General features: G+C 35.0%; 31 protein-coding genes. 17 read left to right on the forward strand and 14 right to left on the reverse strand.

Features of this window, described 5'->3' with window-relative positions; all coding sequences use genetic code 11:
- From BD31_RS01540 to BD31_RS01555, 4 genes are all read right to left on the reverse strand, one after another.
- On the reverse strand, positions 1 to 881 hold an 881-nt coding region (locus tag BD31_RS01540), incomplete at its 3' end, for a DNA double-strand break repair nuclease NurA (protein WP_008297436.1).
- Between the two features lie 168 nt (positions 882 to 1,049).
- Complete coding sequence (locus BD31_RS01545; RefSeq protein ID WP_008297458.1) at positions 1,050 to 2,825, reverse strand: hypothetical protein; 1,776 nt, start codon at positions 2,823 to 2,825, stop codon at positions 1,050 to 1,052.
- Positions 2,822 to 3,265 (reverse strand): hypothetical protein, encoded by a 444-nt coding sequence (locus tag BD31_RS01550; protein WP_008297444.1) that lies wholly within the window; start codon positions 3,263 to 3,265, stop codon positions 2,822 to 2,824. The genes BD31_RS01545 and BD31_RS01550 overlap by 4 nt, the downstream gene beginning before the upstream one ends.
- Before the next feature lie 222 nt (positions 3,266 to 3,487).
- Complete coding sequence (locus BD31_RS01555) at positions 3,488 to 4,477, reverse strand: hypothetical protein (protein ID WP_008297483.1); 990 nt, start codon at positions 4,475 to 4,477, stop codon at positions 3,488 to 3,490.
- Positions 4,478 to 4,588: 111 nt separating this feature from the next.
- Here BD31_RS01555 and BD31_RS01560 point away from each other — a divergent pair, with 111 nt between their 5' ends.
- Complete coding sequence (locus BD31_RS01560) at positions 4,589 to 5,173, forward strand: PEFG-CTERM sorting domain-containing protein (RefSeq protein WP_048097333.1); 585 nt, start codon at positions 4,589 to 4,591, stop codon at positions 5,171 to 5,173.
- Positions 5,174 to 5,427: 254 nt separating this feature from the next.
- Here the strand turns inward: BD31_RS01560 and BD31_RS10205 are convergent, their stop codons facing one another.
- Positions 5,428 to 5,568 carry a hypothetical protein gene (locus BD31_RS10205; protein ID WP_193353374.1) on the reverse strand — a complete coding sequence of 47 codons (141 nt, stop codon included), beginning with the start codon at positions 5,566 to 5,568 and terminating at the stop codon, positions 5,428 to 5,430.
- A gap of 171 nt (positions 5,569 to 5,739) precedes the next feature.
- Here BD31_RS10205 and BD31_RS01565 point away from each other — a divergent pair, with 171 nt between their 5' ends.
- Positions 5,740 to 6,558: an aspartate dehydrogenase gene (locus BD31_RS01565; RefSeq protein ID WP_008297505.1), complete on the forward strand. Its 819-nt coding sequence runs from the start codon at positions 5,740 to 5,742 to the stop codon at positions 6,556 to 6,558.
- A gap of 32 nt (positions 6,559 to 6,590) precedes the next feature.
- Here BD31_RS01565 and BD31_RS01570 read toward each other — a convergent pair whose 3' ends face one another.
- Entirely contained in the window at positions 6,591 to 7,670 is a 1,080-nt protein-coding gene (locus tag BD31_RS01570) for a hypothetical protein (protein WP_008297442.1), read from the reverse strand.
- Positions 7,671 to 7,929: 259 nt separating this feature from the next.
- Here BD31_RS01570 and nadA point away from each other — a divergent pair, with 259 nt between their 5' ends.
- Genes nadA through BD31_RS01590 form a run of 4 tightly spaced genes read left to right on the forward strand, consistent with a single transcriptional unit; the run spans position 7,930 to position 9,886 of the window.
- The gene (nadA, locus tag BD31_RS01575; protein ID WP_008297464.1) at positions 7,930 to 8,886 is read left to right on the forward strand and encodes a quinolinate synthase NadA; all 957 of its coding nucleotides are present in this window, start codon (positions 7,930 to 7,932) and stop codon (positions 8,884 to 8,886) included.
- Positions 8,887 to 8,897: 11 nt separating this feature from the next.
- Positions 8,898 to 9,290: a tetratricopeptide repeat protein gene (locus BD31_RS01580; RefSeq protein ID WP_008297485.1), complete on the forward strand. Its 393-nt coding sequence runs from the start codon at positions 8,898 to 8,900 to the stop codon at positions 9,288 to 9,290.
- A gap of 40 nt (positions 9,291 to 9,330) precedes the next feature.
- Positions 9,331 to 9,630 carry a hypothetical protein gene (locus tag BD31_RS01585; RefSeq protein WP_008297492.1) on the forward strand — a complete coding sequence of 100 codons (300 nt, stop codon included), beginning with the start codon at positions 9,331 to 9,333 and terminating at the stop codon, positions 9,628 to 9,630.
- Positions 9,631 to 9,688: 58 nt separating this feature from the next.
- On the forward strand, positions 9,689 to 9,886 hold the full coding sequence (locus BD31_RS01590) for a hypothetical protein (RefSeq protein WP_008297441.1): 198 nt from the start codon (positions 9,689 to 9,691) through the stop codon (positions 9,884 to 9,886).
- 189 nt (positions 9,887 to 10,075) lie between these two features.
- Here the strand turns inward: BD31_RS01590 and BD31_RS10210 are convergent, their stop codons facing one another.
- Positions 10,076 to 10,216 carry a hypothetical protein gene (locus tag BD31_RS10210; RefSeq protein WP_008297437.1) on the reverse strand — a complete coding sequence of 47 codons (141 nt, stop codon included), beginning with the start codon at positions 10,214 to 10,216 and terminating at the stop codon, positions 10,076 to 10,078.
- A gap of 89 nt (positions 10,217 to 10,305) precedes the next feature.
- Here BD31_RS10210 and BD31_RS01595 point away from each other — a divergent pair, with 89 nt between their 5' ends.
- Entirely contained in the window at positions 10,306 to 10,524 is a 219-nt protein-coding gene (locus BD31_RS01595) for a hypothetical protein (protein ID WP_008297467.1), read from the forward strand.
- A 34-nt stretch (positions 10,525 to 10,558) separates the two neighbouring features.
- Here the strand turns inward: BD31_RS01595 and nadC are convergent, their stop codons facing one another.
- Genes nadC through BD31_RS01610 form a run of 3 tightly spaced genes read right to left on the reverse strand, consistent with a single transcriptional unit; the run spans position 10,559 to position 12,205 of the window.
- The gene (gene nadC, locus BD31_RS01600) at positions 10,559 to 11,377 is read right to left on the reverse strand and encodes a carboxylating nicotinate-nucleotide diphosphorylase (RefSeq protein ID WP_048097335.1); all 819 of its coding nucleotides are present in this window, start codon (positions 11,375 to 11,377) and stop codon (positions 10,559 to 10,561) included.
- 41 nt (positions 11,378 to 11,418) lie between these two features.
- Positions 11,419 to 11,607: a transcription elongation factor subunit Spt4 gene (gene spt4, locus BD31_RS01605; RefSeq protein ID WP_008297494.1), complete on the reverse strand. Its 189-nt coding sequence runs from the start codon at positions 11,605 to 11,607 to the stop codon at positions 11,419 to 11,421.
- Between the two features lies 1 nt (position 11,608).
- Entirely contained in the window at positions 11,609 to 12,205 is a 597-nt protein-coding gene (locus tag BD31_RS01610; protein ID WP_008297480.1) for a DNA-directed RNA polymerase, read from the reverse strand.
- A gap of 148 nt (positions 12,206 to 12,353) precedes the next feature.
- On the opposite strand from BD31_RS01610, the gene BD31_RS01615 reads away from it, so the two are divergent.
- From BD31_RS01615 to BD31_RS01630, 5 genes are all read left to right on the forward strand, one after another.
- Positions 12,354 to 13,457 carry an Mrp/NBP35 family ATP-binding protein gene (locus BD31_RS01615; protein ID WP_008297498.1) on the forward strand — a complete coding sequence of 368 codons (1,104 nt, stop codon included), beginning with the start codon at positions 12,354 to 12,356 and terminating at the stop codon, positions 13,455 to 13,457.
- An 11-nt stretch (positions 13,458 to 13,468) separates the two neighbouring features.
- Complete coding sequence (locus BD31_RS10540) at positions 13,469 to 13,708, forward strand: hypothetical protein (protein WP_008297503.1); 240 nt, start codon at positions 13,469 to 13,471, stop codon at positions 13,706 to 13,708.
- Positions 13,656 to 13,961: a GTP-dependent dephospho-CoA kinase family protein gene (locus BD31_RS10545; RefSeq protein ID WP_238536031.1), complete on the forward strand. Its 306-nt coding sequence runs from the start codon at positions 13,656 to 13,658 to the stop codon at positions 13,959 to 13,961. The genes BD31_RS10540 and BD31_RS10545 overlap by 53 nt, the downstream gene beginning before the upstream one ends.
- 152 nt (positions 13,962 to 14,113) lie before the next feature.
- Complete coding sequence (locus BD31_RS01625; RefSeq protein ID WP_008297500.1) at positions 14,114 to 14,491, forward strand: hypothetical protein; 378 nt, start codon at positions 14,114 to 14,116, stop codon at positions 14,489 to 14,491.
- Positions 14,492 to 14,527: 36 nt separating this feature from the next.
- Entirely contained in the window at positions 14,528 to 16,567 is a 2,040-nt protein-coding gene (locus BD31_RS01630) for a sodium-translocating pyrophosphatase (protein WP_008297470.1), read from the forward strand.
- Here the strand turns inward: BD31_RS01630 and BD31_RS01635 are convergent.
- Positions 16,564 to 16,746, reverse strand: coding sequence for a hypothetical protein (locus tag BD31_RS01635; RefSeq protein WP_008297448.1), 183 nt, complete (start codon positions 16,744 to 16,746; stop codon positions 16,564 to 16,566). The two genes, BD31_RS01630 and BD31_RS01635, sit on opposite strands and share 4 nt — an antisense overlap.
- 58 nt (positions 16,747 to 16,804) lie before the next feature.
- Complete coding sequence (locus BD31_RS01640; protein WP_008297440.1) at positions 16,805 to 17,062, reverse strand: DUF2024 family protein; 258 nt, start codon at positions 17,060 to 17,062, stop codon at positions 16,805 to 16,807.
- An 84-nt stretch (positions 17,063 to 17,146) separates the two neighbouring features.
- Between BD31_RS01640 and BD31_RS09980 the strand changes: the two genes are divergently transcribed.
- The 4 genes from BD31_RS09980 to BD31_RS01655 all read left to right on the forward strand — a co-directional run bounded on the left by BD31_RS09980 (position 17,147) and on the right by BD31_RS01655 (position 19,054).
- Entirely contained in the window at positions 17,147 to 17,284 is a 138-nt protein-coding gene (locus tag BD31_RS09980) for a hypothetical protein (protein WP_008297451.1), read from the forward strand.
- A gap of 66 nt (positions 17,285 to 17,350) precedes the next feature.
- Positions 17,351 to 17,650: a helix-turn-helix domain-containing protein gene (locus BD31_RS01645; RefSeq protein WP_008297453.1), complete on the forward strand. Its 300-nt coding sequence runs from the start codon at positions 17,351 to 17,353 to the stop codon at positions 17,648 to 17,650.
- Positions 17,651 to 17,758: 108 nt separating this feature from the next.
- Positions 17,759 to 18,517, forward strand: coding sequence for a hypothetical protein (locus tag BD31_RS01650; protein ID WP_008297472.1), 759 nt, complete (start codon positions 17,759 to 17,761; stop codon positions 18,515 to 18,517).
- 147 nt (positions 18,518 to 18,664) lie between these two features.
- On the forward strand, positions 18,665 to 19,054 hold the full coding sequence (locus BD31_RS01655; RefSeq protein WP_048097336.1) for a cyclophilin-like fold protein: 390 nt from the start codon (positions 18,665 to 18,667) through the stop codon (positions 19,052 to 19,054).
- Between the two features lie 3 nt (positions 19,055 to 19,057).
- Here the strand turns inward: BD31_RS01655 and BD31_RS01660 are convergent, their stop codons facing one another.
- Together BD31_RS01660 and BD31_RS01665 are read right to left on the reverse strand one after the other, a co-directional pair.
- Positions 19,058 to 19,444, reverse strand: a complete 387-nt coding sequence (locus BD31_RS01660) for a M67 family metallopeptidase (protein ID WP_008297435.1) — start codon at positions 19,442 to 19,444, stop codon at positions 19,058 to 19,060.
- A gap of 2 nt (positions 19,445 to 19,446) precedes the next feature.
- Positions 19,447 to 20,541 (reverse strand): plastocyanin/azurin family copper-binding protein, encoded by a 1,095-nt coding sequence (locus BD31_RS01665; protein ID WP_048097337.1) that lies wholly within the window; start codon positions 20,539 to 20,541, stop codon positions 19,447 to 19,449.
- Positions 20,542 to 20,612: 71 nt separating this feature from the next.
- On the opposite strand from BD31_RS01665, the gene BD31_RS01670 reads away from it, so the two are divergent.
- Complete coding sequence (locus BD31_RS01670) at positions 20,613 to 21,527, forward strand: heme o synthase (RefSeq protein ID WP_008297488.1); 915 nt, start codon at positions 20,613 to 20,615, stop codon at positions 21,525 to 21,527.
- The last annotated feature ends 2 nt before the right edge of the window (positions 21,528 to 21,529 follow it).

Below are 21,529 nucleotides of genomic sequence, written 5' to 3' on the forward strand. Positions count from 1 at the left end.
AGAACCGAGTTTAACTCGTCATGATTCATCTCTGCAAATTGTTCACGTAATATCTCAAATCTAAACACATATCTTGATTTTTCATGAAACTTTACTGCAAGCATGAATCCTCTGTCATCACCTGATACTTCTTCTGCAATTTTTACATACCATTTCCCAAATGGTACATCTTCTGCAATCTCTGCAACTCGAGCCAATAACGGATGACCTGACTCTGTAATTAATCTGCTAGTTTTAGCCAAACCGCAAACAATCACTCCCTTACTGGTTGCCAAATTATACAATTTATTTGCATACTTTAGTTCATTTTTAAAATTAGTTTGCAGAGACCCATCCATAACTATCATGTCTCCTTTTTCTAATTCTGATTCCACTACATGAATTGCTAATTGCCATTCAGCAAATCGTCTTCCAAGAGAATTTAATCGTGCTCCCTGCAACACTGTGGTACTTTCAGTATTTGATGTCAAGTCTGATTCAGTTGGAAGATATTTTTTATCTTCTGTGGTGTGAGGGAATAATTTTGTATCATAACTAACAGTCTTCTTACCGTTGATGGTTTGAATGTTTGAGGTAACACTGGAGAAGAACTGGACTCGAGGATTGGCTTTGGGTTTGATTCTTTTTTTACCCTGGAACAATGAAAAATACACTCGATTAATTGTGATCAAAAAGTTGGGTGACTCTTCTAGTGGTCCATCTCCCCCATCCACAAATGCAATCTTGCGAGGAGAATCAATTGGTTTTATTTCAACAAATTCTGATGGTGCAATGAGAAACTGCTTACCCTTCCCATTGTTTAATACAATATCTGAGTGCTCTTTTTGTGAAAGATGAGCACCCAATTCTGCAATCATACTTTTTACTGGATCTTCAATCATGAGTAATTTCCCCCATCTGAGTGGTATGATATTTTCCTAGAGTAATAATCTGACTGTTAGTTATCGGTGTTTCAACTTGATTCATAGATCAACTGAGATCAGAATTGTATTAAGAAACATGAGAATAGTATGCATACTGTGAATACCTACAGGCTCAAAATATTCCTTTTATGCACTGATCCAGTGCCATTTCGTCTGTTCTTTTACCTTTAGCGCCACTATTCCATAAATCAAAGACATTGCCGAATCTGGTGGGTGATTGTACTCTTTTCTTGGAACTTGTCTTGGGTCTGAAATTATACGCTCAAAATTTTGCAAATCTTTTCGCGTAATGTTTGATAATTCTTCCAAAAGAAAATCAATCTCATAATCATTCTTTGATGGGATGATTAATTTTGCTCTGCTCCTTGTCTTCTCACTTGAAAATATTGGATGATACACGACATTCTCCATACATTCTATCAAATATTCAATGCTAGATGTTTTGTCTATCTGAACTCTCCCCACTTGGTCTCCATGCTCATCTGTAGTTTGCTCAAAAATTTGAATTGGCTTTGTATTGTCTGAAATACTACGACATCCAAAAAATTTACTATCTGTTACCCCCTCGAATAATTCTCCTGTATCTATGGCATGACCTCCATCCTGTATTATTTTTATTTGATTTGCACCATAACCCAAATCTCCTACTCCAATATCACAAGAGTAACTCTCAAACAATTCTGCAATGTACTGAGCTTGTTTTAGCTGATTCTCTTGAGGTCTTTTCTCAATAAACGCAACTTGAATTCTCTTTGATTTACGCCATAAAATAATTATTGATATTGCAGTAACACTTGATGACCCTGAACCAAAGTCAACACCCATTGCTATGGTAATTTCATTACCGAATATCTTTTTGAGGTTTCTAACTTCATCATCTCTGAGCATTGATAGATATCTGTAATGTTTTGTACAGTTATCCATCATCTCTTTTGTAATTGGTCTATGTGGACTATTGTAGAATCCTCCCATGACATGTGAATCAAACTCTGATCCTTTCAAAATCTTTTTTTGTCCTTCAATTGAAAATCTTGGATGAATCTTGTATTTTTCAACTGCATCTTGTATTGTCAATGGTATTGTCGCTAACATTGTCTGCGGAATGTGATATCCTTGAAATGATGTCACACTTGGATTTTGTGGAATCCATCTTCCTTTCAACACTTCTCTGAGATACAGTCCAATTATCAGTCCATTATGATCATACTGTAGTCTTTCTCTCCAATCTGGATTGTCATAGTACCACTCCATCTGATTTGTCTCCTTCCACAATTTTTCATAAGCGCTACCTGCTTCTCCCCCAATTCCAAATATTTTCACCTTCCCCTTTGTTGCCATCATTGTCTGATGTACTCTTCCGAAATATTCTATGTCCTGGTACTGTGCTTCATCTATGATGCACAATGTGGGTGATTTTCCTTCTAAATGCCGATATTGGTAGTTGTCTGTGACTAGGTAGACGGTACTGTTGTTTTTCAGTGAAACTTCACCAATATTTCCAGGATGCCTCAAGTATTTAGCAAGAGTTTTGTTTGCCAAAAATGTTCCAATTTTTAATTTCTGTTTTGAAAATGATGATAGGCTCTCTTGGTCATAAGTCACATAACAAACCTGGACCCCTGGCTGTGTAGTTGCAGTATGCGCAATAAAATCAGTACATGCAGTTGATTTGTAGATTTGTCGTCCGCCCATAATCATTTGATAATTGTGATCATCGTTGTAAATTGGAATCCAAAATGGACATGTAAGAAACTCACGCTCTATGTTCTCTACCTTGGGTCTTGCAATTTTTATCCAATCCATGATGTCTGTTGGAAGTGGATTTAGTTTTCTATGCCTTTCCAAATATTTTTTTGCTAATTTTTTATGTGAATCTCCCCACCGTGTTACATTATATGTCATGCTATCATTCCCTCATGTTTAACTAAAACATCTGCAGTTAGAGTTCCAACTAGATTTATTTTTGCAGATACTCTTTTTGTTCTCTCGTCCATTATCTTTAGTTTTAATTTTGTTATTTTCTCAAATTCAGATATGTTTCCTTTTTGCAGTGATTTTTCCATTAAAAATTTTATTTTTTCTATGTCACGGGTTAACCCGATGATGTCTTCATCAAAACTCTGAATACTTTTTTCTTTTGTATTTTTAATACGCAGTATATCATGTTCATCATCTAGTTCGTTTCTTTGTTTATCCAAATTTTTATAATGTTTGTAAATTGTTTTGGGGTTAACCCCTAAATCTCTTGCAGCGACAATTGGTGAAATATCTTTTTCATAATAGTACAAAATCTCCTGTTTGATCTCTTGTGCTCCCTCTCTGGTAGGTCTTCCCCGTTTCATTTTCTCTCAATCAAAATTGGTTTTCAAGTTAATTAGTCTTGAAAATATTTTTGAAAATTAAATACATTTATCCAAGTTCTTTTTTTGAATTTGAATCAAGTTACTTGATGTGATTTTTTTCCACATCCATTTATTACCATTTAATTCGTGCCTGGAATTTTTAAAATAAATGGTATTTTGCAATCGATTAAAATCAATTCAATTAAAATCGAAAACTGATCTTTATCCTATTCTGCCTTTCAGGATTATTTTCTCGCTAGTTCCAGATGGTGTACTGGTATCGATGTATCTTATCTCATATGTGTCACCAATGTTGATTGTTTTACCGTCTATCTCTCGAGGAATTTTGATTATGACTTCAAATGTGCTTGTGTTGGGTCCTGTTTCTACCAGATAACTCCTGTTTGCATCAAATTTTGGATTGGCAAGTGTGGTTCTAATTCCCCCCTCACCTCTGAACTCCAACTTGCTCAATGATATCTTATCTTCATTCTTTGAATCCCTGTTTGCATCTGGCTCGTAAATTCTTACAGTAAACTCGTGACCAATTCTTGAACCTCCACCCAATGATTGTAAATTGGCAAATGTCTTTGTTAGTGGAATTGATTTAACAAGCACTCTTTTTTCTCCAGAATAATCAGAGTCATCCAAATATTTTATCAATACAATATCATCTTGACTTAGTGGTCTTCCATTGATGGTATCAGGCAATTCTAACTTGATATAAAATTGACCTGTATCTGGTCCTGTCTCAATCATATTTTTAGGACCATTAATTGCAATCCCATTAATTGTAAACTCAAACAGTCCTTGAGTTGGTACCACCTCCACACCATTATGTGCTACATTCAAGTCCTGGTCTGTAATGTAAAAATTCACAATTGCCATACTTGATGCAGGCACTGTCTGCATCTCTGTCTCTGACGCAGTAACTGATTTGATCTCTTTTTCCAAATCTGCAAACTTTATTGGAACAAATACTATTCCTGCTTTTTGCATTTTATCTGCTGTTTCTTGTCTCACACATGCAGCAAAACCATTCGTTCTGATAATCAGCACCAATCCATCTTTGCACGTTACATCTTCTGCTGATATTCCGCGTTGCATCTGCTTTCTTGGAGAATCTACATCACCATTTGCTGGAAATCCAACTGTTAGAATTATTGTTGAAAAAATAACTATCAAAGTAAAATTCTTGAGATTGTTCTTCATCAATTCTATCTATGACCATTTTATTAAAAAGCCTTGAGAATAATTTCTTCTAATAATCATGATTGAGAATCTGCAATTTTATTATATTTGCTAAAGGCTGATTAATATCACTTGATTCGTATTATTGTAACATTATTTTTTCTATTGATAATTCCTGCATCAAGCTTTGCATTTGCAGAACATATCTTTAATCCTGACGCATTTGCACAATACCTTGATATCTCTCAATTAGGATCTGATAAAGTAACCCTAACTTTTGATGGAAAACCATATGATCTCTATTATGGGTATCATGGAAGTCTTGATGCAATAGGAACTGAACATCTTTTTCCAACATTATCTACTATGAAAATTAATGAAGACAGAAAATCCTTAGAAATTACAATGGCTGATGTTCCTGAAACAACTGATTTTTGGGTAAGGATGCCTGATGATGTGATTTATGCCGAAAAAGAAAATTACATTGTTCTAGTTGACGGAATAGATACTGGATATGATTTGATGAAATTTCCAAATGATCATGTCATTGGATTAATTATTACCGAAGATACTGAACATGTTGAAATTATCGGCACATATGTCATTCCAGAGTTTGGAAGTATTGCAGTTATGATTCTTGGAATTTCAATATTGGGTGTGGTCTACTATTCACGCAGATCTTCTGGTCTCTGTATGTCTAGAATTAACGATAAGTAATCCTGAAAAATATAAAAGAAAAAAACGAGGATTTGTTAATCCTCAAAGTCATAGTCAGATTCTGAATCACTGTTGTCATCATCAAAACCATCGTAATCTTCTTGAACTTTTTGATAGCTCATAGCAAATCTGGGTTAAAATTCTTGGATTTAAACAAGATGAATGATTTATCCTCTTTTGATGCGTTGTATCTTATTTCTAATATGATGTTAAAAGGTGCAAAAGAAAAAAACTGTATTTTAATAATTAAAAACTCAATACATGGTTTTCATTCTTTTTCTTTTTCTTGCATCTTTTTCATTGGATGAAGACTCTAATGAATAGTCATAATTAGGGTAGAGATTCTCGAATCTATGCTCTATGTTATCTTCATTATCCAAATTGGAGTGACTCATAGCAAATCTAGGTTAAAATTCTTGGATTTAAACAAAATGAACGATTTATCCAATGAAAACCATGTTGTTAAAAAACATCTTTAGACCTATGGACTAGGGTATCTTTCAAACCAGGAAAGCAAGCCACACATAAAATTAGACTAATTAAGTGACAGTTCCTAGCATTGTTGTTTGAAACGAATAGGTTTGCTTGGATGCGGCGCTATTGGAACTCAGATTGCACTTGCAATTGACTCTGGTAAGATCCCTGCTGTTCTTACTCATGTGTATGACAATTCCAAAGATGCCGCAAACATTCTTGTCTTAAAACTAAATACAAAACCTGAAATTGTTGAAAACTCTCATCTCTTGTCATCCCATCCTGTCGATATTGTTGTGGAGGCAGCCTCCCAAGATGCCGTAAAAGACGTTGGGTTGAGTGTTTTGCAAAACAAAAGAGACTTGATGATAATGAGTGTTGGTGCATTACTTGATGAATCTATCTATGATATCTTGTCTGATGCATGCAGTCATTTCAAAAAAACAATTTATCTTCCATCAGGTGCTATCGCTGGATTGGATGGAATCAAATCTATAAAACATGAATTGGAATCAGTATCAATTACCACCACCAAACATCCCCGTTCCCTAAAGGGTGCAAAGTTTTTTGAAACATCACAAATTGATCTAGATAAAATCAACTCATCAACTGTGATCTTTGAAGGCACTGCAAAAGAAGCAGTGCAACTATTCCCTGCAAACATCAATGTTGCAGCATTACTCTCTTTGTCTGGAATTGGCAGTGAGAAAACAACTGTCAAAATTGTCGCTGATCCGAACACTGACAAAAATACTCACCACATTGAAGCTGCAGGTAAATTTGGTAAGATGACCTTTACAATTGAAAATATTCCTGATGCTAATAATCCAAAAACAAGTAGATTGGCAATTTTATCTGCAATTGAAACTCTGAGGAAATACTGCTCAGATGATATTCAGATTGGTACGTAATCTGGCAATAATTGCCACGTTTGGTAATGTGTTTATCGTGATTCATTCAAATATTTTATTGAATTAAGAAATTCTTTTTCTGAAATTGTCTCATCTAAATACCATTTTGTATTTTCTTTAAACCATTCAGGTATGGTAATGTGATTTGATTCTGTAAATAATGTATTTTCAAAAATGCTTGTATTGGTCAATATTATTTCAAAATTCTTTGATTCTATCTCATTGGTATCTCTTAAAGACAACATCACTCCTGTTTCTTTATCAATTTCTATAATTTGTCCTTCTTGATTTTGTGCTAAAAATGCATTTCTTATTTCTGTATCTAAAACATAGTCTGTTCTTTCAAAAACTTGGAAATCATCTTGAATGGTCCCTCCTCCATAAGAAGGTATGATGTAAAATAACTTATCAAAATAACAACATTCAAAATTATCAGAAATTTTTCCATTCGTATCTAATTGAATCTTTTTGTATTCTTCTTTAACATTATTTTTACTTTTAATTCCAATGCTAATTTCATCAGAATTTACTTCTAAGATATCAAATCTAATTTCTGTTTTTTCTCCTTGATTATTTGTATAGGTGTATTCCAAAAAATCCTTTTCTTTTAAACATGATATGCCTGTGTTGCAAATTCTTTTATATTTTATTTCTTCTTGTTTGATCAAATTTGAATCACTTATTTCTTCAATTGCATTCAAAAACTCTTTATTTTTTATTTGTCCATCAATCCACAATTTAGCTTTATTCTCAAACCATTTGGGAACCGAGCTTATCTTGCCTAAATGTTTGTTTTTCAGATAGTTTGAATTTTCATCAAGTTTTTTTTCAATTTCAAAAATTAATACAATGTCTTTTTGCGGATGTTTACTTTTCCATGCAATGTTCTCATACAAAATGGGGCAAATTTTGGCATGAAGGAAAAGTTTATGGTGATCTTTGAAATTCTCTGAACCAATCATTTGATATTCTTCATAAAAAAAATGACACATTTTCAAAATATCTTCTGGTGTCTTTGGATCAATTCCAAAATTTGGCTCATGAGCAAATGTCTTGGGGATAAATGCGATAGATAGAATTAGGATACATATCACAAAAAATGATTTTTTCACATTTTTAGTTCTATTTTTTTAGTTATAGGCATCATGTCAAATCTTTTTAATTATTGGTGCCATTTTGGAATTTTTTGAACATTTCCTTATCCGACATTTGAAGTGTTTTAAAATAAATCTGCTATTTTTCATTTTTTACCATGTTTCTCTTATTGGTTTTATAAAATGAGGAAATTTTTGCCACCGTTCCTTAGTTTATGTAGTATTCTAAGCGGAATCCCTCTCTTTAAATGGACATCAATGGCAATCTGAACGGCTTATGCTTGTACAACAATCATCCGCACTCAAAGACGAGATCATGCGATTAAAAAAAGAGAAAGATGTAGTGATACTGGCACATAATTACCAAATTCCAGACGTGCAAGATGTTGCTGATTTTACTGGTGATTCTCTAGGTCTCTCAAGACAGGCAGCTACAGTTAGCCAAAAAACAATTCTATTTTGTGGTGTGAATTTCATGGCAGAGACTGCTTCAATAATCAGTCCTGACAAAAGAGTGCTGATTCCTGATCTGGAAGCTGGATGCTCATTATCTGATTCTATTACTGTTGATGAACTAAGAGACTGGAAGAAACAACATCCAGGAGCGATTGCTGTTGGTTATGTAAATACAACTGCTGAGATTAAAGCAGAACTGGATTACTGTTGCACATCATCAAATGCAGTAAATGTTGTAAATGCAATTCCTGAAGATAAAGAAATTTTATTCTTACCTGACATGTTTCTTGGTTCTTATGTTGCAAAGATGACTGGTAGGAAAAATATGCACATCTGGGCAGGTGAATGTCACGTCCATGCAGGAATACGACCTGAAGATGTTCAAGAAAAATTAAACTCTCTAAAAGATGCTGAATTTGTTATCCATCCAGAATGTAGCTGCACAACACCCATGATGTATGATGTTGCAGATGGAAGTTATGATCAAAACAAAGTATCAATTCTTTCCACCGAAGGAATGCTCAATCATGTTCATCAATCAAAGTCAAAGAACTTTGTTGTTGCTACTGAAACTGGCATACTGTACAAAATGAGACAACAAAATCCTGGAAAGACATTCATTCCTGCATCTGATAAAGCAGAATGCCAATACATGAAAATGATCACACTTGAAAAAGTGTATGATGCATTGGTAAATGAAAAGAATGTAGTTACTGTCCCAAAAGAAATTGCTGACAAAGCACGTTTGGCAATTAACAGAATGCTTGAAATCAGTTAGACTATACTGTTATGGTCGGATTATTTTCTAGGACGCCCAAAGATCCTCAAAAGAAAAAAAATATCCAAAAATTAAAGGAGATTAGAAATCTAGTCAAAGAAAAAAAATATGATGAGGCATTAAAAACTAGTACGGAATATCTGAAAAAAGTCCCACACAACCATGATGTTTTGTTTATTGTGGGCGGAATTTATTACATGAAAAACAATTACTCTACGGCTATCTCTTATTTTGACAAGATTTTGGAAATTGCCACTTATGATGTCTCTGTTTTGCTTTTGAAGGCCTATTCTCATCAAAAATTAGGTGAAAATAAAAAAGTAATTCAATGCTGCGAGAAAATCAAAGAGATTGAACCAAAAAACAAGTCAGTCTCTGAACTTTTAAAGCAATTGGACTCTTAACTTCAATAGGCTTAAGTTTGCAATATGGCTGATTAATGTCATGGGCAGTTTAGTAGATTTCAACATTGCACAATCTTCATCATCTGATATGAGTAATATCAAATGGACGAAAAAAAACGCGTCTGAAACTAAGAAACAAAAAAGCAAAAAGAAAGCAAAAATTTCCCCCTCTAACATCATCTACACTGAGACTAAAGTTGAATCATCTGCAGAGAAAGTCTTCATAGTTGCAGATTCTGATAAACCACAAAATAAAGTGAAAAAAATATCTAAAAGAGTCCAAAAATCTTCTGCATCAAATTGTAACATCAAACAAGGATTCAAACGACCAGGAAGATAATCTAAAGATCCTGAAACTCTTCGACATGTTAAATTACTAGAATTACTTTACTACATCCATGGCAACTGGCAAAACTAGAAAAATCGATTCTGAAAAACTGAAAAAATTACAAAAAGACGAAAAAACAAGAAACGATGCTAGACGTAAGGCTCAGAAAAAAGGTGCAAGTATCTCCACGGATAAATCAAAACTAAAAAGTGGAAAACCTGTCAAACTTGCAAGAAAGAGTCCTAAAAAACGAGTTTCAGTAAGATAGCAATCTTCTAAATATTAAACTAGTTTTATTTTGAGTAGTGTAGGTTTTTCTTTCCGTATGTTATTACACAATTAGGTTTTGCCTACAAACCTTTTGACGGCAAATCTCACTTAAAATTCCATGATATAAACAATATGAATAATTTAGCCTTGACTAGTACTGTAAATATTCTCAAAATTTGATTGCCCTTTAAACGTCTAGACCTGTTATTACCCATTCAAGTGATCTAAGAACGCCTTGGTAATACTTCATGGCATCCATTGATTTTGCTTCAATCAATCTTTTTTCAATCACTTTTCTGTACTCTTCGATCTCTTTTTCAGTCTTCATGAATAATTTTCAAAAATATTTAGTTCATTAATCTTTAGATTTTGAACCCGATAGGCTTAAGTTCATAATTCTTAAATTAAATTCATAGTTTGGATTTTGAAAAAGACTCTGAAGTACTTAGACAAGCATTGTATGAAACAGATCAAAGAATCAAAAAACTTGAAGAACACAAAGAATCTCTAAGTAAACAGCTTAGAGATAATACGGTAGACGATGCCACAATTGAAGAAACTCTTAGACGACTAGAACGTAATTTAGATAATTTACATAAAAAATATGCATTAATAATTAAAGAATTGGAAGGTTAGATTCTAAACATGCTCTGTAATTTTGATCTTTAAACTAGATCTCTAAACTCATGTCAATCCCTTTGACTGAATTTGTAATGCTACCTACTGAAATTATGTCTACTCCCGTCTTTCCATATTTTGAGATGTTTTTAGAATTAATCCCACCTGATGCCTCAAGCATTACTCTGTTTCTTAATTTCTGCTTCTTGAGAATCTGAATTGTTTTTTTGATTTGTTCTGGAGTAAAATTATCTAGCATTATGATTGTTGCCTCTTCCCTTGCAGCAAGAACTGCATCCTGAATGTTTTCAACTTCCACTTCAAATTTTTTGTATTTTCTCTTTGCTTTTTTAATTAATGATGATAGCGAGTCTCCTACTGCAATGTGATTGTCCTTTATCATTACCATCTCATCTAGTCTCAATCTGTGTTTTTTACCCCCTCCCATCTCTACTGCTTCTTTGTCAAAGTATCGTAATCCAGGTGCGGTCTTTCTTGTAGCATACACTTTTGTTTTACTTGGAATCTTTTTTACCATCTCATTTGTCTGAGTTGCAATCCCACTCATTCTTGTAAGAAGGTTCAATGCTGTTCTTTCACATGTGAGAATTTTTCCCGCATCACCTGTAATTGTCATTACAGATTGATTTTTCTTTATTTTGGAGCCATCTTTTTTTAGAATTGTGCAATTACATCCCTTTAGTTTGAAAATCTCTTTTGCATAAGATACTCCTCCTACAACTGCGTTCTCTCTTGAAATAATTCTAGCAGTTATCTTTCTTTTAGGCAACAGAGCACTTGTAATGTCTCCTTTGCCAATATCTTCTGCAAGAAATTGCAATAATTGTTTTTTTGAATTAAATGTCAATATATGATGAAATGCTAATATGATTTTAAAGATTTAGAAATATTCTATGTTACTTTGATTGCATACTTGCCTTTTTTTGTTATTCCAAGTGTCTTTGAAATTTCTGAGTTTGTTGGATCAACTACAAGTACTACTCCATTCCAGTCAGGAGTTAAATCAGATGATTTACAATTTGGACATACTTTAAGAGTCGTCACATGTTTGCATTTGCGACATGCCATCTCTCGTGCCATCTTAACTTGCCTCTACTTTTTCTTCCTTTGCTGGCTCGTCTTTGCCACCGCTGGCTTTCTTTATTTCTTCTTTGATCCAATCATCTGCACCAAGGAATGGTTGTCTGCATGTAATTCCAATCTTACCCATTGCAGCTGCTTTACCTAATGATACTGCAGTAATTCTTGCACGAAGTGTTGAACCAACTTTTAGTGTTCTACCACTTTGATTAGCTAAAATCATTCCAGATTTTACATCACTTTTGAGATAGTCATCCATCACTTGTGACAAGTGAAGTAACGCATCAGTTGGACCGATTCTTACAAATGCTCCAAAGTCTGTAATGTCTACGATTTCCCCTTGAACAATTTCTTGTAATTTTGGATAAAATGTCAATGCTTCAAATTCGACTTTGTGGAATGTTCCGCCGTCACCGGCAATCATCTTTCCCATCTCGTCAACTTTGGCATCTAAAATCATAATGATGTATCCCAAATCTGCATTAATCATACTCTCGTACTTTTCTTTGAGTATGTTCACTGCTGCCTTTTTGAGTGTGGTTCCAAACAAGCTTGGAGGAATCCTTACGACATCAACTAGAGTAGATATAGAAAACAAATGTACTGTTTTTCTCGAATTTCAATTTATGAATGTTTAGGTGATTTACGCTTGGAATTTCAAAGATTTTACTGTTTTTTCAAATAAATGACAATTTCTTTTCATCTCTGACTTATGTTTAAATAATGTAGAGTGACTTTTTGACGCAATGGTAGGAATAGATCAAGTTCTTGAAAAACTAAGTACTGTAATTGATCCTGACTTGAAAAAAGACATCGTATCTATGGGTATGATTAAAGATTTAGAACTTAATGATGGTAATCTAAAATTTACTTTGGAATTGACAACACCTGCATGTCCGTTCAATGTCGAAATTGAGGACGATGTGAGAAAGGCAATCGGTGAAATCTCTGAATTGAAAAATTTTGATATGAAAGTAACTGCTAAAGTTATGGAGGGCCGTTCACTTGAGGCAGATACAGGAATGGCATCTGTCAAAAATATCATCGGTGTTGCAAGTGGAAAAGGTGGTGTAGGAAAATCTACAGTTTCATTGAACTTAGCATTAGCATTAGCTCAAACAGGAGCTAAAGTTGGATTACTTGATGCTGATATCTATGGCCCTAGTATTCCGTTGATGTTAGGAATGAAAGACGGATTCATGGAAGTTGAAGACAACAAACTTCAACCTGCAGACTCTCACGGACTGAAAGTAGTTTCTTTTGGTTTCTTTGCAGATCAATCTAACCAAGCAGCAATTTACCGTGGTCCTATTATTTCTGGAATCTTGAAACAATTTTTAGTTGACACTAACTGGTCTGATTTAGATTATCTTATTGTTGATCTTCCTCCCGGAACTGGTGATATCCCACTTACACTTGCACAAACAATTCCTATCACTGGAATTTTAGTTGTTACAACTCCTCAAGATGTTGCAAGTAATGTTGCAGTTAAAGCAGTTTCAATGTTTGAAAAACTAAATGTTCCAATTATTGGAGTTGTTGAAAACATGAGTCATTTTATTTGTCCAAACTGTAATGAGAAACATTACATATTTGGTGAAGGTGGTGCAAAGAAAATCAGTGAACAATTTAACATGCCTTTCTTAGGTGAAATTCCACTAAACTCTGGAATTATGGCTGGCTCTGATTTGGGTAAACCAATTATGATTACAAATCCTGATTCTCCAAGCGCAGTTGCATTTAGAAAGAGTGCAAAAAATATTGCAGCGCAATGCAGTATACTTGCAGCAAAACTACAAGATGAGATGGCTGCTGAAAGTTCTGAACCAACACCAGAGCCTACTAACTAGTTGCGATTCCTGTGAAACTACCTGATTCTCTTAGGGACAAATTCAAAACTCCACTAGGTGTCCTCTTACCAGAAATTCAAGCAGATAAAACAAACATTGAAAAATTCCTCTCAGAAAAATCGTACATCATCACTGTTGGTGACAGAACAACTGAGAAGATGATTGATTTTGGTTTGGTTCCATCACTACAAATCATTGATGGACAGGAAAAAGAAAAAAAGGGAACCTCCAAAACTATCAAACGCTACTGAACTGACTGTTGATAATCCTGCTGCAGAAATTACTGAAACCAGTATTGATATGATTAAACAGGCACTAACAATGCAGCCCCCAGTAAGACTATGCGTTAACGGTGAGGAGGATCTTTTGGTACTTCCTGTTTGTATTCATGCACCTGAAAATGCAGTTGTTTTGTATGGTCAGCCAAATGAAGGACTAGTCGTAGTCAAGGTCACCCCCGAAATTAGAAATAAAGCACAAAGACTACTTGATTCAATGGAATAATTGGGGTATGATGAGACGGTGGCTGTATGATTTGTGATTACTCTACTACAACTTCTGACCCTATTAATTCATAATTTGAAGAATGAAAATACACCAAACTTCATACAACAATTGACATTTGAAGATAAACGTGAACTGCTAGACAGATCATTGTGAAGCTTGATCCTGATCTAAAATTATCTATTCTAGAAAAAGTGGGTGTATACTCCACACGATTTTCAATAACTGAACCGCAAATTCTATTATCTACAAAAGAAGTTCTTGATGCCCCTAAAGAAATGACTGAAGGTAGAAGAACATCTGCATACAAGTATTATGGAGTATCATATCTTCAACATAATCTGGTTTTCATCAATGTGCGGAAGATCCCTGATGAAAAAACTCTTGAAAATACAATTGTTCATGAACTGATCCATATGAGATTCCCATATCTTGCACATGGTAAAAGATTCAACAAATTGGTAAGACAAGGATTGAAAGGTAAAGTATTTCCGCCTTACCGAAAAAGAAGCAAAACTGCTGCTATTTGATTTATATTTCCCAGAACTAGGCAAGCTAAGTATATTATGGAAATTATAGAAATTCTGCCATTTATTGCAGGAATTGCATCATTTCTAGTTGCAGGCGGTCTGGTATTTTGGATTACAAAACAACCTGCTGGTACCAAAGAGATGATGGATATCTCAAATGCCGTCAAAGAAGGTGCAGCAGCATTTCTAAAACGTGAAATGAAAGTTATCATTCCAGTTGCAATCGCATTATCTATGATTATTGGCATCTTCTTACAGCCTTCAAACGGATTAGCCTTTGCAGTTGGCGCAACATTATCTGCAGTCGCAGGAGTTATCTCATTAAAAATTACAGTAAAAGCAGCAGTAAGAGCTGCAAATCTTAGTGGTAGTGGTCTAGGCAAGACATTTGTAATGGCGTTTAGAGGCGGAGCAACAGTCGGTCTAGCAGTTCCAGCAATGGCTCTTATGGCAATTACTGGATTATACCTAATTTTCCCAGACCCAATCACCATCGCAGGTGTTGGAATTGGAGCTAGTCTCATAGCATTATTCATTAGAATTGGTGGTGGAATTTTCACAAAGGCCGCAGACATGGGTGCTGACTTGGTAGGTAAAGTTGAAGCAAATATTCCTGAAGATGATCCTAGAAACCCTGCAACCATTGCAGACAACGTTGGAGACAATGTTGGTGATGCAGCAGGAATGGGCTCTGACGTTTATGAATCTTATATTGTAACTATTCTTGCAGCATTGCTAATTGCAGCATTAATTGGAGCACCAAACTTTTTCCTTTATCCAATACTCATCGGCTCTTCTGGAATGATTGCATCCATTATAGGCATTGTAATTGTTGGTTCTAAGAATATTACAGATGTAATGAAGCCGCTTACTCGTTCATTTTATGTTTCAGCAATAATTGCTATTGGATTAAACTTTGTATTTATCACTCAGTTTATTGACAAATCTCCAACAGCATATGCTCTGTTTGGTTCTACTGTCATTGGTGTTATTTTGGTTCCAGTGATTCAAAAGATCACCGATTATTATACAAGTTACAAACAAAAACCTGTAAAAGAAATTGCAGACTCTGCAAAATGGGGATATGCATCATTAACATTAATGGGAATTATCAAAGGAATGCAATCCACTGGACCATTTATGATTGCACTAGTTATTGCAATTATTGTATCTTACACCATTGCATCTAATGCAGCTCCTGAAGGTGCAGACCCTGTACTATATGGAATCTTTGGCACCTCCTTAACTGCCATGTCCATGTTGAGTCTTGCAGGAATTGTTCTTAGTATAGATGCATTTGGTCCAATTGCAGATAATGCAGGTGGTATTGTTGAGATGACTGGAATGGGCGAAGAAAATCGTAAAGTGACAGACGAGATTGACGCTGTTGGAAATACTACCAAAGCCGTTACCAAAGGATTTGCTATTGCAAGTGCTGCACTAGCTGCTCTTGCCATGATTCAAGCATTTCAGTTTGAAGCATCTCATATCTTTGCAGGCATTTTAGTATTAGATTATAGTTTAACAAACCCAGCAATTATTGTTGGATTGCTCATAGGTGGATTGATTCCATTTATCATTACAGGTCAACTCATTAACGGTGTATCTAGAGCCGCTGGAAAAATGGTCGATGAAGTTAGAAGACAATTCAAAGCCGATTCTGGTATTCTTGCCGGAACATCAAAACCTGATTATGCAAAATGCGTAGATATTGCAACTGTAGCTTCAATTAAGGAACTTTGGAAACCTGCACTCGTTGCAATTGTTTCACCAATCCTTTTAGGAATTTTGTTAGGTCCAACAGCAGTAGCAGGATTGTTAATGGGCGCCGTTGTCACTGGAATCTTACTTGCATATCACTTGGCAAACACTGGTGGTGCATGGGACAATGCAAAGAAACTAGTTGAGATGAACGGTGAGAAAGGTTCTGAAGTCCACAAAGTTGCAGTAGTAGGTGATATTATTGGTGATCCATACAAAGACACAGCAGGACCTGCACTTAACACTGTCATAAAATTACTAAACACAATTGCAATTGTCTTTGTATCTGCATTTGTCGCAATTCTTGCTATCTAATCATCTACAATTAACGTCATATCTAATTCGTCAATTTGAGCTTGTATTGCTTTCTTCAAAGTTTCATTATGTGTATCACAGAATTTGAAATAATTATCTGCTGTTTGGAAACATCCACAAATCCATTTTGTTTTCTTGTCTCCTTCTACTGTCCACTTTGAATATTTGTTTTCTGACATGCTATTTCTAAAACTGTTAATCTAAAAAACATAGTCTTGTGGAAAAAGGAAAAAATGTTTAAGGACAGCCTTCCATTTTTTGGATAAAGTAGCCGTTTTCCTTAATTGCCTGTTCAACAGGCTCTGGTGCTCCTTGTGAATGACAGAATTGACATTCATTTTGAGTCATCTCTGCTTGGTCTTCACCGATTGATTTTAACCACTCTTTACCATATTTGATGGCTTTATCGTGATCTTTTTCACCAGTGATTACATCAAAGTGCATGGTATGACCATCTGCTGCCTTGACATAAGTGTCGTATACGTGAATTTCCATACTATCATTCAAAAAAAGGGATATTTATTTCAAAATACCCCTACAGGCGAGGTATATTTATCACTCATTCCATAACTGTATAACATGCAGAGAAGCTTTCTAGTCTTTGAAAATTCCATTAAAAGTGCAGAAACTCTGAAAAGATACAAGTATTATCTAGTTGTTTCAATCATGAGCATAGTTGCAATTAGTACTAAAAGCAAAATCTCTTTGAAACTATAGACTTTGTGCCTGTTTATTGAGATGTAGATGACAACATTAATTTTGTTTTGTAATCAAGTTTTGTAATTGGTCAAAGCCGTCAATCCTAAAGTAGTAGAGATTATCAAAACTAAATCTCTAGTACCAAGCTTTGATCCAAGCATGAAAACTCTGATGTGTATAGTAAAATTCATGACCGAAAATGTTTCTGAAGGAAAAACACAGCTAGCACTGGATACCAAACTAAACTATGCAAGACTTGCAAAACATCTTGTCTGGATGGAGAAAAAAGGTCTTGTTAAATCCACCATAATTGACAATAAAATTCATGTTTCTCTGACTGAAAATGGTATGGACTTTGCAAAAGTGATTTCAAAAATTATTTGATACTTGGTTTACAACACTGACAGATTCGTCTACTATACTATTACATTTGTTCATTAAACACACATTCACGTCAGCGCGGCTTAATACAATACGCTCATTAGAATACCCATGACAAGAACAAAACAAATTCTAATACTTCCTGTATTAGCAGTATTGATTTCTATGGTAGCTTTTTCTGCTCAAGATGCAGCAGCAGCAAAAACTATAGTAGTTGATGAAATAACTTGTGAATCTCCAGCAATAGGTGGAGCATGGAACGCTGTTACTTCAACATGTACAGTAGCAACTTTGGTACTTGGTCCAACTGACAAACTAACAGTTGGAGGTGGCATCAATTTTGACATTGGTACAATAACCAGCAGTGGTAATATCGTAAATAACGGACAAATTAACATCGCAAGTGGCGGTGTAATTACAACTTCAGGCAAAGTACTCAATTACGGTGTAATTGATAGTGTAACTGGTACAATAACAAACAGTGGCATATTCAAGAACTTTAATGAAGTAATCTCATCTGGAACAATCACAAATGGTCCAACAGGCGTTATCAAAAACTTCGATATTATGACAAGTACTGGTACTATCACCTCATCTGGTGCAATAACTAATGCAGCAGATGGTGTCCTAGCTAGCAGTGGTGTGTTTACCAACACATTGAACCTCACAAACAAAGGTACAATCATGACAACTGGCACATTTACCAATAGTGGTCCTGTTGCAAACAGCGGTACAATCCTTAATCATGGTTTGATTACCAACAGCAACACAATCACAAACAATGGTGAGATATTCAATCTCTGTGGTGGTTCAGTCACAAATTCAGGAACAATCGCGATACATACAGTCAAAAACGTCTGTATAGCTTAAGATAAGCACGCTATCTTTTTTTATTTTTAACTGTATCAATTTTATCCCCAAAATGGCTGAATCTCCATAATCTCATTTTTAGTTCAAAAATATCCCAAATACCCCTTGTTTCACAGATCTTATTTATTTCAAAGATCATGGTAAATCATGAAACATACGGTTCAAATTAAAATTCCCCACCTCAAAAACATAACTTTGGAACTTGATGATTCCTATTCTCCTAAAACAGTTAGTGATTTTCTAAAAAATTTGCCTTTTACAGTTGATCTGAATGTGTGGGGTGATGAAATCTACACTTCACAATCTCCTATTTCTCAACCTGAAGAAAATGCCCAATCTCCGGTTGAACTAAATGATGTTGCCTATTGGCCAACTGGTAAAGCAATCTGTTTGTTTTATGGCCCAACTCCAATTGGCAATCCTGGAGAAATTACTCCTGCATCACCTGTCAATGTTATTGGGAAAATTATTTCTCCTGACAAAACCATTTTAAACGATGTTCATAGTGAACGTGCAACTTTTGTCTTACAGTCCTAATTTCTACTCCATTGAAATTTCTATGATATTTGATTCAAGAATAAATGCTCTGAAATTCTTGTTTATCCCAGAATAAATTATCCATACTACTGGATTACTTTGCATGAATTTCATGTCTGTATTTGATGGGAATGCATCTGAATTTGGGTGTGAATGAAAAATACCGATCACTTCTAGTTGTTTCTCTTCTGCAATTTTGTATGCTTCAATTAGTTGTTCATTTGAAATTGTAAAATTTACAGGTGACTCTTCTATATTTTCTGCTAAAAATAATTCTGAAACTTGATTGTCCTTTCCAAATAGGATGGCACATGCTTCATTAGGTTTTTGATTTTCTGAATGTTCTGATAATACTTTTTTGTCTGACTCTGATAGTCTGATTTTCTGCAAATCTATTCTACGTTAACTGTTCCGGCCATCCAAGGATGGAATGTACAATAGTAATCATAATTTCCTGCATCAGAGAATGTAAATTCGTATACATCTCCTGTTGACATCATCTCTGAATCAAATATTCCATCAGGCCCTGCATCAGAGTTTCCTGAAGTTACAGTGTGTACTGTATTATCTTGATTCTCCCATGCAACTGTAGTACCAACTGCTACATCAATTGTTTGTGGGTCATAGTAAATTTTTCCATCTTCTGGTACTGCAGATCCTTCCGGAATTACAATTTTAGTTGGCTCCTTTGGCTCTTCAATAATTAAAGTTGCAACCATGTATGGATGTAAACTACATGTATACTCATGCTCACCAATTTCTAAATCAGTTGTATCTAATGTAAATACGCCGCCTACATCGATTATACTTGAATCAAATAACTCTCCAAATCCTTCTGAACTAGTTACTGTATGTACAAGTGAATCTTCATTTGTCCATTCAACTGTATATCCTTGTTGGACTACTGCAACATCTGGATCATAATCTGGGTTCCCTTGTTTGGTTGAGTCTTTGAGAATTTTAATTGCATATATTGGTCCTGTTGGTACGCTCTCTGCCATTTCTTCCTCAGGTGATTCAACTTGTTGTGGAATCATGTATGTATCAGGAGATACAAATCCAAATGCAACCCACATAATAATTCCAGTAGCTGCTGCAATTCCAACAATCGAGCCGACTGGTTTTAAAAATGTTGGATGCTTCATTGCAAGATATGCTATTATGATTGAAGGAAATGCAATTGCCATTAAAATTCCTGCTAAAGTAATTGTATAGTTTGATGTGTTCATGGTTAAAGCAAAAGTTCCGAATCCTAATCCAATTGACAAAATTACCAGAGTCGTTGCCTTGGCTCTGTTACTGGTGGAAATACCTCCATCTAAGATACCTGCTGATAAGAAAATTAATCCTACAAACATAGTAAGACCTGTCAAAGCATGCATTCCATCAATGAATGTGTGTGCGATGCCTGCATATGACAATGTGAGCCCAGCCACGCCTATAGCTGTTAATCCCATTCCCGGCATCATGAGGTCCCAGTTACTCATTTAAAATAGCTGATTATTCTGAATACTTATTCCTTTTGCAATGCTGTGGATCTAGTGGACGAAGAAATTAAATGCCTTTGCCCTTGGATAGAGTGAGATTGGGATTTAATGAAATACTGGAGATATCCAAACCCAGAATTGTTGTTCTTTTAGTAATCACTGCTGTTACTTCTATGTATGCTGCCAGTAAACTAGTTGCGGGAGCACCCGAATTAGATTATCTGGATTATTTGCACATTATTGTTGCAGGTGCATTAGCATCTGCAGGTTCTAGTGCCCTCAATCATTACTATGATAAAGATATTGATCCAAAAATGACAAGAACAAGTAAAAGACCAATTCCTTCTGGACGAATGAAGTCATCTAATGTTTTGTTATATGGATTGATTGTCAGCTGTATTTCTGTAATTTACGGCTTTTTTGCACTTAATGCAGTATCTGCTTTCTTTATTGCAGTTGGAATTTTCTCCTATGTTGTAATTTATACAGTTTGGCTAAAACGTCGACACACTTCAAACATTGTAATTGGTGGAATTGCAGGAAGTGCCGCAGCGTGGGCTGGATGGGCAGCAGCTACTGGCAGCATGGACCTGTTAGGATTTTTAGTTGGTTTCTTGGTATTTGTATGGACTCCTTCTCACTTTTGGTGTCTTGCAATGAAGATCAAAGATGAATATGCACAAGCAAGTGTTCCAATGTTACCTGTTGTAATTGGTATGCAAAAAACATCAAAATTCATTTTAGGAAACACGATAATTTTAATTCCTTATTCTTTGATACTTTCATTTATTCCAGACGGGCTGGGAATTGTTTACACTGCAATTGCTGCAGTCTCTGGAGGGTTGATGCTTGTTTATCATTACAGACTTACAAAGAATCCTACGTCTGAATTTGCATGGAAAGCATACAAAGTAACTGCTCCTTATCTTACAATAATTTTTGTTGCAGTTGCATTAGATGCAGCATTTCACTATCCTTTGTTTTAGTG

The sequence above is a fragment of the Candidatus Nitrosopumilus salarius BD31 genome, assembly GCF_000242875.2.
Classification (GTDB): domain Archaea; phylum Thermoproteota; class Nitrososphaeria; order Nitrososphaerales; family Nitrosopumilaceae; genus Nitrosopumilus; species Nitrosopumilus salarius.

What these genes read in the sequence shown, in the direction of transcription:
- BD31_RS10205 (WP_193353374.1), bottom strand. Translation starts at nt 5,568, where the DNA reads ATGAGTCACTCCAATTTGGATAATGAAGATAACATAGAGCATAGATTC.
- BD31_RS01630 (WP_008297470.1), top strand. Translation starts at nt 14,528, where the DNA reads ATGGAAATTATAGAAATTCTGCCATTTATTGCAGGAATTGCATCATTT.
- BD31_RS01585 (WP_008297492.1), top strand. Translation starts at nt 9,331, where the DNA reads ATGGGCAGTTTAGTAGATTTCAACATTGCACAATCTTCATCATCTGAT.
- BD31_RS01655 (WP_048097336.1), top strand. Translation starts at nt 18,665, where the DNA reads ATGAAACATACGGTTCAAATTAAAATTCCCCACCTCAAAAACATAACT.
- BD31_RS10545 (WP_238536031.1), top strand. Translation starts at nt 13,656, where the DNA reads ATGGACAGGAAAAAGAAAAAAAGGGAACCTCCAAAACTATCAAACGCT.
- BD31_RS01650 (WP_008297472.1), top strand. Translation starts at nt 17,759, where the DNA reads ATGACAAGAACAAAACAAATTCTAATACTTCCTGTATTAGCAGTATTG.
- nadA (WP_008297464.1), top strand. Translation starts at nt 7,930, where the DNA reads ATGCTTGTACAACAATCATCCGCACTCAAAGACGAGATCATGCGATTA.
- BD31_RS01545 (WP_008297458.1), bottom strand. Translation starts at nt 2,825, where the DNA reads ATGACATATAATGTAACACGGTGGGGAGATTCACATAAAAAATTAGCA.
- BD31_RS01665 (WP_048097337.1), bottom strand. Translation starts at nt 20,541, where the DNA reads ATGAGTAACTGGGACCTCATGATGCCGGGAATGGGATTAACAGCTATA.
- BD31_RS01555 (WP_008297483.1), bottom strand. Translation starts at nt 4,477, where the DNA reads ATGAAGAACAATCTCAAGAATTTTACTTTGATAGTTATTTTTTCAACA.
- BD31_RS01635 (WP_008297448.1), bottom strand. Translation starts at nt 16,746, where the DNA reads ATGTCAGAAAACAAATATTCAAAGTGGACAGTAGAAGGAGACAAGAAA.
- BD31_RS10210 (WP_008297437.1), bottom strand. Translation starts at nt 10,216, where the DNA reads ATGAAGACTGAAAAAGAGATCGAAGAGTACAGAAAAGTGATTGAAAAA.
- BD31_RS01580 (WP_008297485.1), top strand. Translation starts at nt 8,898, where the DNA reads ATGGTCGGATTATTTTCTAGGACGCCCAAAGATCCTCAAAAGAAAAAA.
- BD31_RS01670 (WP_008297488.1), top strand. Translation starts at nt 20,613, where the DNA reads ATGCCTTTGCCCTTGGATAGAGTGAGATTGGGATTTAATGAAATACTG.
- BD31_RS01640 (WP_008297440.1), bottom strand. Translation starts at nt 17,062, where the DNA reads ATGGAAATTCACGTATACGACACTTATGTCAAGGCAGCAGATGGTCAT.
- spt4 (WP_008297494.1), bottom strand. Translation starts at nt 11,607, where the DNA reads ATGGCACGAGAGATGGCATGTCGCAAATGCAAACATGTGACGACTCTT.
- BD31_RS01590 (WP_008297441.1), top strand. Translation starts at nt 9,689, where the DNA reads ATGGCAACTGGCAAAACTAGAAAAATCGATTCTGAAAAACTGAAAAAA.
- BD31_RS01550 (WP_008297444.1), bottom strand. Translation starts at nt 3,265, where the DNA reads ATGAAACGGGGAAGACCTACCAGAGAGGGAGCACAAGAGATCAAACAG.
- BD31_RS01615 (WP_008297498.1), top strand. Translation starts at nt 12,354, where the DNA reads ATGGTAGGAATAGATCAAGTTCTTGAAAAACTAAGTACTGTAATTGAT.
- BD31_RS09980 (WP_008297451.1), top strand. Translation starts at nt 17,147, where the DNA reads ATGCAGAGAAGCTTTCTAGTCTTTGAAAATTCCATTAAAAGTGCAGAA.